The 13039-nt window shown below is 58.9% G+C and carries 12 protein-coding genes and 1 pseudogene; 5 read left to right on the top strand and 8 right to left on the bottom strand.

Annotation, left to right across the window (positions count from 1 at the left end; translation table 11 throughout):
• The first annotated feature begins 448 nt into the window (after positions 1-448).
• On the top strand, positions 449-1687 hold the full coding sequence (gene ltrA, locus ACP2YO_RS27495; protein ID WP_426434049.1) for a group II intron reverse transcriptase/maturase: 1239 nt from the start codon (positions 449-451) through the stop codon (positions 1685-1687).
• Between the two features lie 211 nt (positions 1688-1898).
• Here ltrA and ACP2YO_RS27490 read toward each other — a convergent pair whose 3' ends face one another.
• The 4 genes and pseudogenes from ACP2YO_RS27490 to ACP2YO_RS27475 form a co-directional block, all read right to left on the bottom strand.
• Positions 1899-2462 carry an alpha/beta fold hydrolase gene (locus ACP2YO_RS27490; protein WP_426434292.1) on the bottom strand — a complete coding sequence of 188 codons (564 nt, stop codon included), beginning with the start codon at positions 2460-2462 and terminating at the stop codon, positions 1899-1901.
• 723 nt (positions 2463-3185) lie between these two features.
• Positions 3186-3305, bottom strand: a pseudogene (locus ACP2YO_RS27485) (SOS response-associated peptidase); the annotation flags it as partial.
• A 56-nt stretch (positions 3306-3361) separates the two neighbouring features.
• Positions 3362-4147, bottom strand: coding sequence for a hypothetical protein (locus ACP2YO_RS27480; RefSeq protein ID WP_426434291.1), 786 nt, complete (start codon positions 4145-4147; stop codon positions 3362-3364).
• Between the two features lie 645 nt (positions 4148-4792).
• On the bottom strand, positions 4793-4981 hold the full coding sequence (locus tag ACP2YO_RS27475) for a hypothetical protein (protein ID WP_426434290.1): 189 nt from the start codon (positions 4979-4981) through the stop codon (positions 4793-4795).
• 163 nt (positions 4982-5144) lie between these two features.
• On the opposite strand from ACP2YO_RS27475, the gene ACP2YO_RS27470 reads away from it, so the two are divergent.
• Entirely contained in the window at positions 5145-5480 is a 336-nt protein-coding gene (locus ACP2YO_RS27470) for an alpha/beta hydrolase (RefSeq protein WP_426434289.1), read from the top strand.
• A gap of 733 nt (positions 5481-6213) precedes the next feature.
• On the opposite strand, the gene ACP2YO_RS27465 is transcribed toward ACP2YO_RS27470, so the two are convergent.
• On the bottom strand, positions 6214-6897 hold the full coding sequence (locus ACP2YO_RS27465) for a helix-turn-helix domain-containing protein (RefSeq protein WP_426434288.1): 684 nt from the start codon (positions 6895-6897) through the stop codon (positions 6214-6216).
• Between the two features lie 1312 nt (positions 6898-8209).
• Complete coding sequence (locus tag ACP2YO_RS27460; RefSeq protein ID WP_426434287.1) at positions 8210-8419, bottom strand: hypothetical protein; 210 nt, start codon at positions 8417-8419, stop codon at positions 8210-8212.
• Between the two features lie 293 nt (positions 8420-8712).
• Here ACP2YO_RS27460 and ACP2YO_RS27455 point away from each other — a divergent pair, with 293 nt between their 5' ends.
• The 3 genes from ACP2YO_RS27455 to ACP2YO_RS27445 all read left to right on the top strand — a co-directional run bounded on the left by ACP2YO_RS27455 (position 8713) and on the right by ACP2YO_RS27445 (position 10980).
• A complete protein-coding gene (locus ACP2YO_RS27455; RefSeq protein ID WP_426434286.1) occupies positions 8713-9159 on the top strand; it encodes a hypothetical protein in 447 nt (148 codons plus the stop codon).
• 1104 nt (positions 9160-10263) lie between these two features.
• On the top strand, positions 10264-10560 hold the full coding sequence (locus tag ACP2YO_RS27450; protein ID WP_426434285.1) for a hypothetical protein: 297 nt from the start codon (positions 10264-10266) through the stop codon (positions 10558-10560).
• Positions 10561-10755: 195 nt separating this feature from the next.
• Entirely contained in the window at positions 10756-10980 is a 225-nt protein-coding gene (locus tag ACP2YO_RS27445; RefSeq protein WP_426434284.1) for a hypothetical protein, read from the top strand.
• 587 nt (positions 10981-11567) lie between these two features.
• Here ACP2YO_RS27445 and ACP2YO_RS27440 read toward each other — a convergent pair.
• Positions 11568-12167 (bottom strand): NADPH-dependent F420 reductase, encoded by a 600-nt coding sequence (locus ACP2YO_RS27440; RefSeq protein WP_426434283.1) that lies wholly within the window; start codon positions 12165-12167, stop codon positions 11568-11570.
• A gap of 39 nt (positions 12168-12206) precedes the next feature.
• The gene (locus ACP2YO_RS27435) at positions 12207-12941 is read right to left on the bottom strand and encodes an SDR family NAD(P)-dependent oxidoreductase (RefSeq protein ID WP_426434282.1); all 735 of its coding nucleotides are present in this window, start codon (positions 12939-12941) and stop codon (positions 12207-12209) included.
• Between the last annotated feature and the right edge of the window lie 98 nt (positions 12942-13039).

The raw sequence follows: 13039 nt of genomic DNA, 5'->3' as shown, positions 1-13039 counted from the left end.
CGCGAGTGTGCAGGCCGTAACGCGAGTAAACGCCGAGCAAGCCTCGAAAAGGACGATGCGCAGGCCGACCCGACAACCCTTTCGGGGAAGGCTGATACGGCTGGGTGAATGAGCGAAGCAGTACGCCCAGCCGCTGCGCCGGGGTAGTGGCGACAGCATGTACACAAGGAAAGCGTACGCAACACGGGAGACCCCAGGACGTGGTCAGGGATGGTCAACCGGATGCCCGTGAGGGACAGGCCGGGCGCCCTGGGGAGACGGAGAGGTTCGCAGTACCGCTGAAGCCGGGTAATGCCGGGGGAGGGAAGGGACCTCAGTTCAAGACGAACGCAAGACGTAGTGAGGGACCTGGAGATTGGGCAACCTATCAACTCCGAAAAGTGTTCAGAAGCTGCAGACGGCGTTGCACGCGAAAGCGAAGGCAGAAGCCGGCTATCGCTTCTATGCCTTGTACGACAAGATCAGCCGCGAGGACATCCTGGCCCATGCCTATGCCCAGTGCCGCTCCAACAAGGGCGCACCGGGCGTGGATGGGCAAGATTTTGCGGGCATCGACGCGTATGGGGTGCAGCGGTGGCTTGGCGAACTGGCGCTTGCGCTCAGGCAGGAGACTTACCGACCGGACCCCATCAGAAGAGTGTTCATCCCGAAGGCCAACGGCAAACTCAGGCCGCTGGGCATCTCAACCCTGCGGGATCGGGTCTGCATGACAGCAGTGATGCTGGTGCTGGAACCGATCTTTGAAGCCGACCTTCCACCAGAGCAGTACGCTTACCGTCCCGGGCGCAATGCCCAACAGGCGGTGGTCGAAGTGGAAGCGCGGCTGTTCCGAAGCCACCCGGAAGTCGTTGACGCCGACCTCGCGGACTACTTCGGGAGCATTCCGCATACCGAACTTCTAAAGTCGGTAGCGCGCCGGATTGTTGATCGGCGCGTGCTGCATCTGATCAAGATGTGGTTGGAATGCCCCGTGGAAGAAACCGACGATCGAGGAAGGAAGACACGTACGACCGAAGCCCGGGACAACCGGCGCGGCATCCCGCAAGGTTCACCGATCTCACCATTGCTGGCAAATCTCTACATGCGCCGGTTCGTGCTGGGATGGAAGATGCTCGGGCTGGAACAAAGCCTCGGCTCTCGCATCGTGACCTACGCCGACGACCTTGTGATCCTGTGCCGGAGAGGCAAAGCCGAAGAAGCCTTGCAGCGACTGCGCGAGATTATGAGAAAGCTGAAGCTCACGGTCAACGAGGAGAAGACACGAATCTGCAAGGTCCCGGAAGGGGAGTTCGACTTCTTGGGTTACTCGTTCGGGCGGATGTACTCAGCGAGGACCGGCCAGGCACGCCTGGGTTACCGGCCATCAAAGAAGAGCATTAAGCGCATGGTCGAGAACGTCCACGCGCTGACCGACCGATCGGGGACATGGCAAGAAACCACAGAGCTAGTGGGCAAGTTGAACCGCACGCTACGCGGATGGGCCAACTACTTCAACGTAGGCACCGTCAACAAGGCGTATCGAGCGATCGACAACTACACAGCTGTGCGGTTGCGCCGGTGGTTGCGCATCAAGCACAAAGTTAGGCGACGCAAGGGCGGGACTTATCCACTCTCGCACCTCTACGGGCACTTCGGGCTCGTACGCTTAACTGCGCGTGGGCGCGACGTGCCGTGGGTGAAGGCGTGAAGTCTTGTCCGAGAGCCGGATGCGAGAGATTCGCCCGTCCGGTTCGATGAGCGGGATGTGGAAACGGAGTCATGGTTGAACCACTAAGGCACCGCCAGACGAAAGAGGCGGCAACAGATATGTTCAGCCTAAAGCCACCGCGCCACATCTCGACTCTACCCAGGCTGTGTAAAAACGGGCTGTGGGCCAACAACGGAAGTCGCGAGGTTATTCATTGATGCTCGTCGAGGAACCGGCTTACCAGAGGGGACCATATTGGGATGGCTTCAGCCGCATCGATCAAGAAGTGGCCGTCGCTTCCAAACGGTGGGAGCATTTGAAACTGCGCATTCCCTCCTGCTGCTGTAAATGCCTCGTGCATTCGTTTCGCCAAGTCCGGGCCAAAGTATGTGTCGTTCTCCGTGTAAATCCAAAGCATTGGAATGCGGGATGTTTTACCGAAATCGCGCGTTGCTTCGACGAGCTTGTCGGGCGCGCAATTGTTGTTCGGCTTACCATCGGCTCGTCCGCCTCGGCCTGCTTCAAAGGTGATGATCGCTTTGATCGATGACGGGTTCAGGCTGGACAGGGCGATGGCTCCCCATCCGCCACCTGATTGGCCAACCACGATGGCCTTCCCCGGCGCGACGGGCGCTTCCTTTTCCATGAATTCGATTACCCACTGATTCAGGGTCGCAATCATCAGCCCCGGCCAGCGGAAGTTGGGCTTGTTACAATCCCCAACGCTTGCGAAGTAGAGGCTAAACAGTCCTTGCTCCGGCCGGTCGATTGACACGCTACCGTATCTCACCGGGAGACCACAAAATAGCCGCGCCATGCAAACCAAAGTGCCGCGTCTCGATACTCGACAAGCGGGAAGAAGCCACGCTGCTGGGGGTCGCCAGAAATGCCATGGTTCATGATGAGGAGAGGATATGGGCCTCCGCCGACTGGTCTCACTACGTAGGCGAACGTGGGCAGAGGAGTCATCAAAACCCAAGTTTCCTCCCGAACCGCCTGTACCTGCGGGCGGTCCGCTGCCGAGGCAGACGAAACAACCGCCGCGACACACGCCAAAGCTAAGGAAATAATTCGCAAAAAGTTTCCTGACATTTGCTTCTCCTCTCCGCCGTGCTTGTCGTACGGAAAGTTACCCCTTTAGGTTCGGGCGCAGTTTGTTTGATTTATATCAAGGACGGTATCCCGGCCGGCCGGAAGTACAGTCGGGAAGGAGGTTCGATGCCGACGCAGGTTAGGGCTTTCGCCACGTCAATCGGCTGGAAGGCCGTCGTGGCCGTGTTCCTGCTCTCTATGATTTTTGCTTCTAGCTGACCCAGCGCGAGAGATTATGCGAATCTGGGCAGGACCGTCGCTCCAGGGTGGCGAACGGCGATCCCATCGCGCGATACTCATTGGTCGGGATGCGGCGTCGGCCAAATCCGCACGACGATCGATATGGTTAAAACTGAAAATGCCACGGGCAACTGCAATTCCGAACTACCCGTTAAGGCGGTGTTTCTCATGCCGCGGCCTTGTCTTCCTTGTCAGTACCGCGTGCGACGATCTTCAGTGCATCGGCCGGCAACGGGCGCTGCAGCGCCTTGGCCTCATCCCACGGCGGGCGCAGCCAGACGTCGCGCCGCAAAGGCGGGACTTTGTGTAAACGCGTCAGCGGACGAACGGCGCGACGTGGCGCTAAGGTGCATTTTGGTTGCTCGGTTCGGTCTGCAAGGTTTCGACTGCCTGGCGCATCGGCTCAGGTGAGATACGGACGAGACCTCCAAAGCCCTGCTCCAGTTCGAGGAACATTGCAACTGCACCGGCCACAGCCAGCGCGCACAACATCAAGGTGACCGCCGACGTCAAGTTGGGCGGCGCAAAAAGACCAAAACTGGCGAACAGCAACGCCAGCCAAAAGACGAGGAGAGCGACGAACGCTTTTGGCGTTCCCTGCCCAATCTGCTGGGCAAGCAGCCATCGTGTGTCTCCAATCTTGGCCGCAAGGGTCATAGCCTGAGTTAACCACCATTGATCGCGGGGATTGGCAGGTTTCAAGGTAAGCAGCATGTCCTCCGCCCGTTGGAGTAGTTCGTAGGTCGCCGGATTGCTGAGGTGCACATCGGCGCGATCGGAGGGAAACAGATCGGCCGCCTTATGCTCGGCATACTGTAGAAGCATGTTCCGCGCGGGTTCCGCATCGGCCCCGTATCGCCGTAACACGTGGTCCAATCGGAGGATTTGCGCCGATAGCCCCGTCACTTCCCCGCCGAGCCGGGTAAACCTTGTGTTGGCGTTGGAGATAAGGAGCCCGAGCACCAACGCCGAAAGGGTGGCAACCACCGCCGTTGACATCGATACAAGGCTTTTTGTCTCGTCCGTCAGGTGATGCTTTGGCAAGCGATCTCTGACCTTCACGCCAGCGAATGCCCCAGCGAGGAGAGCGCCCAAGACGATAAGCCCAATGACCACGGTATTATTCATGATCGGGTTCCCTCCGCAGGTGCAGCCGGTTCGGGAATGACGAGGAGCGGGCCGCGCCCCGCCGCGCGGCGTCGGTATTGTCAGGCAACTAAACTGTGCGAAATTGGTTTCGACGTGGCAATCTTCAGTTGCCGTCCGCGCTGATCGGGCCTTAATTCTTCGCACGATATCGAGCGCGACGGTCTGATGCGTTTCGCAGCCAAGGCATTTGACTTCGAGATACAGACCTGACCGAGACTTGCCATTTCATACGCCCGATCACCCGACATTCGGCTCTGGCTTGGTTCGTCAGGGGTCCGATGTTTCCCGCCGGAAACCGCGCTTGCTGAGATCCTGACCGCGCGGGCGCGCGTTCGGGTACGGTTCAACGGCACAGTCTCTTCTTACGTGACTATTGCTTGAGTGGGAGGAGCTCGACAACCGAGAGGCACTAGACGCGGGGCGGGGTTTCCAGAATGGAACGGGCAACCTCGACCGCCCCGGTAATCATGATCTGCACGCCGACGCACAGCAGAAGAAACGCCGATAATCTAGTCACGAGCGCGAAGCCCTGATCCGTAGGGCGCGGCAGAAAGAAGCCGCAGCGCACATGACGGATTGGTTGCAATCGCCCGGTTTGCAGTCTCCAGTCTAGGAAACTAATCTTCAGAGGGGCCTCACTGAGGCTTCCTCCCGGTTCATAAATTTTAGCATGTGGATGGCGAAACGTTCTTCGGACAGACGGCGTTCGATGAAGTGCATCTCGACGTCGTTGAGCTTTGTACGCAGCAGTTCTTGGTAACGCTCGATGTTTTGCTCATGCGCGCGCAACATCGCGATCTTTCGCTCTTCCATGTACGCCCCCTTTGTTCTTGGAGGTGCTTTCGCGCTAATTCCAGCGAGCGTTACATGCAGGAATCAATGCCAAAGTGACGGTTTCATTAAGTTGGCCGTCAAATTGTCGGGAGCGGGGGATGCAGCCTCCGATCGCGAAAGCGCAGGTCAGTCGAGCGGCCCGTTGGATCAATTGATCGATACAATCGCGCTCGATCCCAATGTGCGAGCGATCACGTTGCTTTGCCATTCGATGGGATGTCTGCCTACGCTGGAAGCGCTGCGATCCCGGTCGATGCGCACCGGCTTAATCGGCGCAAAGGTAAAAAACGTGTTATTGGTGGCTCCCGATGTGGACGCCTTTAATTTCCGCGAGCAAATGCAACAAATGGGCAATGCTCGCCCCCGCTTCGCATTATTCCTTTCGCAAGACGATTATCGGGAGGTGCAACGCGGCTGGGCGACGTCAATCTGGAGGAGGAGCCGTACAAGAGCGCCTTTGGGCGCGAGAAGATTTTAGTATTCGACCTGACGCACCTGCAAGGCGACTCTCATTCGAGAGCGTTTCGACAGTGTGACATCTGTCGTGGGAATGATCGAACGTCGGCTTGCCGAGGGTCAGGAACTGGCGGAAACACGACTAGGGCAGGCAATGCCAATCATTAAACTGTCTCTGGGCGCGATTAGTCGGACGTGGCATTTCGGTGGCGATTGACCCAAACTGGACGTTCGGTTTCGCCCGAGACGGGCAGCCGTGCTTTGATAGATCGAGCAATTATACCCGCTTGATCTGGATCAAGTGCGAAAATCCGGAAATCTCGTACGCAGACTCCGGACTATTGGCAAAGGAGAATTTCGTGAAAAAGATGAGCAAGCTTGGAGGGATCCTGGTGGGAGCCGCGATATTGTGCGCCGCCCCAATTTCGGTTCAGTGGTCGCAAGAGAAGAGCTTGTCGGTATCGTTGGACAGTGCGTACGCCCGAATAGGGCGGCCCCTAACACCAGGCAGTGTTGCTGGCGTCAACCGGAGAGTGCATCGGCGGGCGTATCGGCGTGGCTATTACCACCATCACCATTACTAAGTGTTCAGTCCGACAGTGTGGTGAAGCGGAAGTCGTCAAGGTTTGGCGATGTCGCCCTTTGGGCGCTTTTCATGCCGAGCACGATGGGCGATGGCCGTTCTCGGGCAGAACGGAAGTGGAGCAGACCGGCTGCGACTTCGCCTTTAGACCCCAAGGCGATTCCTCGGCATTTTAGTTCTGCAGGTCGAGGCCGGCGAGCCTATTCCGATCCAAGAGCACAATCTGGCGCTGGCTATTGCCGACGAACCCGAGGACATCCAAATGGTGTAGCTGCGATAGCGCCCGTGACACCGTTTCAAGAGTCAGGCCGAGATAATCGGCAATGTCGCGGCGGCACATCGGCAGCGCCATGACACCGGCAGCCGGCAGACGTTTGTCCATCTCGATCAGGAAAGCGGCGACACGTTCGAGCGACGTCTTGCGACCGAGGAGGAGCATGTGGTCTTCCGCGTGTTCGAGGCTGCTTGTGGTCATCCTGAGAAGGTTGCGAGCTACCAGCGCATCGCTCTCGGCAGCCAACTCGAGACTCTGCCGCTTTACCAGGCGAACGGTGGTGTCGACGATCGCCTCAGCCGTAAACCGGTGTACACCACCGTTTTCCAGTCCGAAAATGTCGCCGGCGAGGTGAAACGCGCCAATCTGGCGGCGGCCGTCGGAGAGCAGCTTGTAGCTTCGCACTGCACCAGACTTGACTTGGTAGACGTATACGGCGGGTTCCTGTTCGCCGTAGATCTCAGTGCCTTGTTTGTACGGAAATTCGTTTAAATTGACGATTGGATTTGAATCGCTCGTCATGCCGAGGTCACGGAGCGAATTGGGGCGGGGCGTCGGGTCGGTCGTCATGCGCACAATCACAGGTCAACTCCTCAACTTACGCCCGCCTAAGTTTATCTACCACCAAAGCCATATGTTGGACCATTGTACCTAAGGACAGGGAGGCAAATGATGGTCGGTGTTGCAACCTTTGATTTAGCTCAATGGTCCATTTGTGGCTCTCGCCGACCGTTGAGGCATGAAGCCTACACCGGAAGGACCGCGTCCGGATAAAGAAGCGCCGACAATCAAGTCGTCGCGCTCAGAAGAAATTCGGCAGGTGATCGAGGAGTATGCGAACGACCTGCGAGAGATCATCAGGAAGCTACGGCGGCGTTACCTCAATTAGCGCCTCCGTTGGCGGCCTCTTGCCAATGCGCCTGTGTTATCTTGAAGGACGGAATTGCGCGCGGTTGCCTTCAAGACCCTCGGGTTTCACGCAAGCCGGTGCACGACTATGTTGCCTTTGCTGGCCGTGGTATCGGTCACTTGCAAAGTTGGGATATCTTGCCGATTTTTCGGATCCACCCATCGGGGCTAACGATGAACTCGACGGCCACGACTCGATCGCCGCAGATTGTTCTGGCTCGAGCGCCTGAATCGTCAAAGTTGTAGCAAGGGAGAAAGCTAATGCGGTCGAAGTCGTTGCTAGCGCAGGTCGGGATCCTGATCCTTGCGACGAGTATCATCCAGCTCGCCAACGGTTTCTTCGGTACCTTCATCTCCTTGCGTGTCGGATCGAGGACTTCGGGCCGACCACAACTGGTTTAGTGCTCAGCAGCTATTTCGCCGGCTTCACACTGGGCGCGTTGCGTTGCGAACGGATCATCGAACGGGTCGGGCACATCCGCGCCTATGCCGCCCTCGCAGGAATGGTGGTCGCCGCGACCGCGGCCATGCCGCTGCTGGAGGGGCCGCTGGCTTGGTCGATCCTGCGTGCTGCCATCGGTTTTGGTTGCTCTCGTCTTTTCATCGCCACCGAGAGTTGGGCGCAACGCCAAGGCCGAGCCAACTCAGCGCGGGAGGGTCTTCTCAGCTTACATGTTTGGCACGTTCCTCGCTCTTGCGTTGGGACAGCTGCTTATCGGCCACGCCAAGGTCGAAACGGCAGACCCATTCAATGCAATCGCTGTCCTGTTCGCTGTGGCGCTGGTGATCGTGAGCACGACGCGGGCCGAACCGCCTCGCGGGATCGCCTCGACTTCGCTGCCGTTCGGCCAATTGTCTCGCGCAGCGCCTGTCGCCGTCGCCGGGGTGCATGGTGAGCGGGCTGGTCAGCGCCAGTTTCTACTCGCTCGTTCCCGCGTGGATGCAGGATGAAGGCATCGCACGCGAGACGATCGCGACCTTCTTGCTATTCGCTGTGCTTGGCGGGCTCGTGTCCGCCGCTGCGCTGCTCGATGGCTGCATGTCGACTCTGTACCCGGTCTGTGTCGCCAACGCACACGACCAAATGCCAGCCGATCAGGTTGTTGCAGTGAGCGGCCCGGCTTATCCTGGTCAGCGGGCTAGGCTCGATCCTTGGCCCGTTGATCGGCACCAGTGTGATGGCGCGCTTCAGCATCGACGGCCTGTTCTATTTTATGGCTGCGGTCGGTCTGCTGTTGGCCCTTCTAGCCGCAGCCCGTCGCCTGATGACAGCGCCACCGACACACCAGGCGCGCACTTTCGAGATCCTGGCCCCGCAGGCAACGCCGCTCGCGCACGATTTGCTAGGCCCTCCAACGCGTGTCACCGCTTCACAAAGACCCGAGTGAAGCCCGCAGTTGCGACACACGAAAAGATTATCCTGGCGAACTATCTCCGGCGGAATTTGGCCGCCACTCTCTTCAATTCCATTCAAGGCAGGAGCCAATAATGCTCCACACCCCGGGAGTATCCCAGCCTGCGATGCCGGCGTATTTCCCGAGTTTTGTGGAATGCGCCCCGCCCAAATCAGCGGGGGACGGGCCCCGGGTCATCAGCCACTGGAATCCGGGTCGGACCTACGTCGAGGCTATCGACGACAATTTGGGACGAAGCTATTTCGTTGAGGCAATTTCCTTCTGCCGCCAGATCGGTGCTCCGTTTTTCATGATGCGGGTGCTCCAAGACATTCGACATTCCGAGTTTGGATCGGTCGAGAGCGCATTTATCAAAGAGTTGGCGAATAAAGCGACGGCCGGCGGCAACAGTCCGAGAATGGTCGACCGGGAAGCCTCCAGCCTGTCGCGTCTGAAGGGCTGCGAGTTGGAATTGATCAGAGGCGTGGAGGGGGGCAGCGAGGGATTTCATCCTTCGAGCGAATTATGTCCATCGCCCTGATATTCTGCATGCCGCGATATTGGAGTGGCTTCACGCGCCTGAAACCTGGATCGCGGAAGTGGTTGCGCTGGCTTTTTCAGGTGCAGCGATGAAGGGCGTTTTGAGCTGAATGGCCGCTCTGCTTGGTGGAAGCCATTCTGAGCGCATGCGCCGTCTTGCGCAATTGCCCAATGTCGGGGGCGCGGTGCGGCCACCTCAGACGCTCGCAACAACAAGCCGAAGAACGAAGTAGGCGCTAAACCCGACCGCGGCCGTGGCTCCTATCGCGACAAGGACGCGCCACAGCTCGACTGGACCGCGAAAACTTTCGTTTTTTTGATCGGGCATCGGGTCCGTGTACCCCGGCTTTCAGCGAAGCCCTGACCGCCGCGGGAGAGCCCCAGCCCCACGGGAGTGAGACTGGGGCTTCCACGTCGGTACACGCTCGGTCTGCAACCTTAAGCAGCGACTCAACGGCATACGTCGCGAGATCGTTCCTAACCCGCTGAAGCTCCGCGGCCGAACGAAAGTTTTAGTGTAGTGACGGCCCGAACTTTCCAATCTTCCGGGCACATCCCAAAGCTCCACCGGCTGGTCGCCGGTCGCTAGATATTGGGCTTGCTCTCGTGCGTCGTCGTCGTTGCCGCAGAAAAGGTCAACACGCCACAGGATGCGGTCGTCGGGGCTGAGGACGTATGCCGTATATCCGTGCATCAAAAGCGTCCGATTGCGCCTGCCACCACCGAAGAACGCAATCCCCCGGAACGTTGTTCCCACTGCGGGAGGGTTAGGAGCTGGCCGACAAGGGCATCGGGTGCCCCTCATGCCGTAGCCCGATCTTCCTTGTCCGGCCCTCGCATCACGATCTTGAGCGCATCATCCGGGAGCGGCCTCTGCAGCGCTCGGCCCTAACCTCAACCACGAAGGGCAACATGATCGAAGCTGATCGCGTGCATAGCACGCCACCCACAAACACGTCTGCAATACTAGAAGCCAATCCAAATCAGGACGGCACAGCGGAGTCCGTCGATTCGTTCAGCCACCCACCCGCTCCCCCAACACCCGCCCGAAGGAAGACCCCTCAGCGACTTTCGCAAGCCCGCTGGCGGCCTATCGCGCCGCCTTATGCTGGCAGGGATTGCGGTCCTGCCTGCCGCGCTGCCGGCTACCACGGAGGCTGCTGCCGACCCGGTCTTTGCTGTGCTCGTCGATCACAGGACGGCCCATGCGGTCCACTTGGCCGCGATCGACGAGACCGACCGCCTCGAGGAAGCGGACGGCCGCGCCTCGGTGGGGGGCCATAACGGAGAAACCTGCCACGCCGAAAACGATGCATTCACGGTCCTACTGAGCGCGACGATGTCCTCGCCCGAGCAGACGCGGCTTTGTACCGGGCCAAGGATGCCGGAAGGAATCGCGTGAGCACTTGAGGCTCCGATCGAGCGGTGTCGCTCCCATCTCGGTCGAGGAATCTCGCCTACCCTCTGCCTCGGAGCGACAGACTAATGCGAGTGACGATGCCGTCCCAGTCTGTGCAGTAGAAAGGTGCCTTTTTCGCATGGTCTGCTTTAGGAACGTGTATTCTTTCTCACCATAGAGATAGCCCATACGATATGCGTGTTCGATCAGGTCGTTGTTCGCATTCGCGGTGAGGTCTTGTGCGATCCGCTTCAGGCCGTGAAAGAGGTTTCCGGTGTCGATTTGAATGAAGCGGTTGATACAGACGTTCCCGACATAGGTCTCGTTGCCGTCCAGGCGATTGCGGATATAACAGTGTTCCTTAATATCTTGGCCGCAAGGGCATTGGTCGAATTCCTCGCTGATCTCAACTGCAACAAGTAACCATTCGGTCCGCGCAATATTAAAGCTTCGCGACACGGACAGGGGTAGAATGTGGGATTTAAGTCGCTCAAAATTATGCCTTCCATAAGCGGCACCTAAAGATTGTAATAGACTGTAGAAACTACCTATGTTCTTGGAGTTAGTCCACTCGGTTCCTTGTGACACTAGGGATTGGGTCGCTAGAGATTCACCTCTCCCCGCGGGGGAGAGGTGAATCGAACCTGCGGCCAAACCGATTCAATCTGACCTCATCCTGCTGTCGAGGTCGAATAGAACCGCGATGGGGCCGAGCCCTCTGCCGCTTGCGGTGACGGCGGTAGCGTTTGATAAATTTCGGAATATTAGAATAATATCGCTGATTTGCCCGACGAGTCAAGTAGCCTGGTCGAACGCCGTCCGCCGCCGGCTACTTTGCATGGGGTTGTTTTCGATATTTTGGCAATGCACCCCTAACCTCGCCATGAGGGTTAGCGTGCCGCAACCGCAGTCGTGTTCCAGGACGCTTCCAGCCATCGATTGAAGGTGTGGGTCAGCGGATATTCGCGGCGCTCCTGTTCAATGTTGAAGTGAAAGCCTTTGTAGATCGATTACTGCTCCTTCCTGAACAAATCCTGGAAGATGAGCTGGCCCCAGACGCGGCCGCGTGCGTGCACCAGCGCGCCACCCTCGTTGAGCTTGCCCAGCTTGACGGGTGCGAACCCGAGTTGTTTGGCCAGGGCCGCCACGGGAGCGGTCGCGTCCTCGTCGTCACCAGACAGAAAGACGACCCGGTGGCCGCCCTCGACGATCGGATCGGCAGCCAGTTTGGCCGCAATCAGGTGATTGAAGCCTTTCACGAGCCTGGCGCCGGTGAACGCCTTCGCGACGAAGGCGGAGGACAGGAGACCGTCCAGCTCTTCAAGGGGAACTAACGCGTTCATCGCGTCGATGATCGTCTTGCCTTTCCAGCTTGGCAGGGCCTTCGCAACCTCGCGATGCTCGGCGAACGGGACCGCCAGGATGATCGTGTCGGCCTCGAGCGCATCCCGCAGCGACCTGGCGACGACCGTGGGTCCAATCGCCCGGGCCTGCGGCGCCAACGCCTCGGGTGGCCGGCGACTCGCAACGGTCACGTCGATGTTTTTACGGGCGAAGGCGTGGGCGAGGGCCTGGCCTACCTTACCGAATCCTACGATTGCATAGCTCATCATGCTTCTCCGATCTGTGTTGATATTGATTCCGGCCTTTCAGATGGCCGACAAGCCGCCGTCGACAGACAACTCCACCCCATTCACGAACCTCGAATCCTCTGAAGCGAGAAACAGCGCGGCCGCCGCAATTTCCTCAGGACGACCCATCTTTCCCCGCGGGATCAGGGATTCGAACATCCGCTTCGCTTCCTCGGTGAGAACCTGGTCCTGCATCGGTGTGGCGATCGGCCCCGGGTGCAGCACGTTCACCCGGATATTCCTGTCCTTCAATTCGTTGAGCCACCCGCGTGCGAATGCGTGCAACGCCGCCTTGCTCGCCGCATACACGCTGTAACCAGGAAAACCTTTCACCGAAGCAACGGACCCCGTCATGAAGATCGATCCGCCATCTTTGAACAGCGGCAACGCCTTCTGAACCGCAAACAGCGTGCCGCGCGTATTCAGGCCGAAGGTCGCATCGAAATGCTGCTCGGTAATCTCGCCCAGTGGGACGGCTTCGCCCGTGCCGGCGCTCGCGTACAGCACGTCGATCCTGCCCTTTTCCCGCTTGACCGTGTCGAACAGACGGTCGAGGTCGTCGAGATTGGCCGCGTCGCCGCGCACGCCGGTCACGTTCCGGCCAATCAGCTTGACGGCCTCGTTGAGTACCTCCTGCCTCCGGCCTGTTACGAAAACATAAGCGCCTTCTTCAACGAACCGCTTGGCGCTCGCCAGCGCCATGCCGCTCGATCCACCCGTAATGACTGCAACCTTGCCCTCAAGCTTTCCCATGACTTCTCCTTTCGGCCTTCCTCAGTTGCCCCCAAGCATTCGTCCGGGGGCGGTGTCGAGGCTGAAATGGGTCCGGCCGCGTCGGGCGTTCAGTGCGG

It is taken from the genome of Bradyrhizobium genosp. P (genome assembly GCF_049949265.1).
Taxonomy (GTDB): Bacteria; Pseudomonadota; Alphaproteobacteria; order Rhizobiales; family Xanthobacteraceae; genus Bradyrhizobium.
This window is presented reverse-complemented; position numbering and strand designations above follow the sequence as displayed.

Bases quoted from the DNA above. Each gene is read 5' to 3' on its own strand.
- ACP2YO_RS27480 (WP_426434291.1), bottom strand. From the start codon at position 4,147: ATGAATAATACCGTGGTCATTGGGCTTATCGTCTTGGGCGCTCTCCTC.
- ACP2YO_RS27475 (WP_426434290.1), bottom strand. From the start codon at position 4,981: ATGGAAGAGCGAAAGATCGCGATGTTGCGCGCGCATGAGCAAAACATC.
- ACP2YO_RS27460 (WP_426434287.1), bottom strand. From the start codon at position 8,419: ATGCTGAAGCGCGCCATCACACTGGTGCCGATCAACGGGCCAAGGATC.
- ACP2YO_RS27455 (WP_426434286.1), top strand. From the start codon at position 8,713: ATGCTCCACACCCCGGGAGTATCCCAGCCTGCGATGCCGGCGTATTTC.
- ACP2YO_RS27450 (WP_426434285.1), top strand. From the start codon at position 10,264: ATGCTGGCAGGGATTGCGGTCCTGCCTGCCGCGCTGCCGGCTACCACG.
- ACP2YO_RS27440 (WP_426434283.1), bottom strand. From the start codon at position 12,167: ATGAGCTATGCAATCGTAGGATTCGGTAAGGTAGGCCAGGCCCTCGCC.
- ACP2YO_RS27435 (WP_426434282.1), bottom strand. From the start codon at position 12,941: ATGGGAAAGCTTGAGGGCAAGGTTGCAGTCATTACGGGTGGATCGAGC.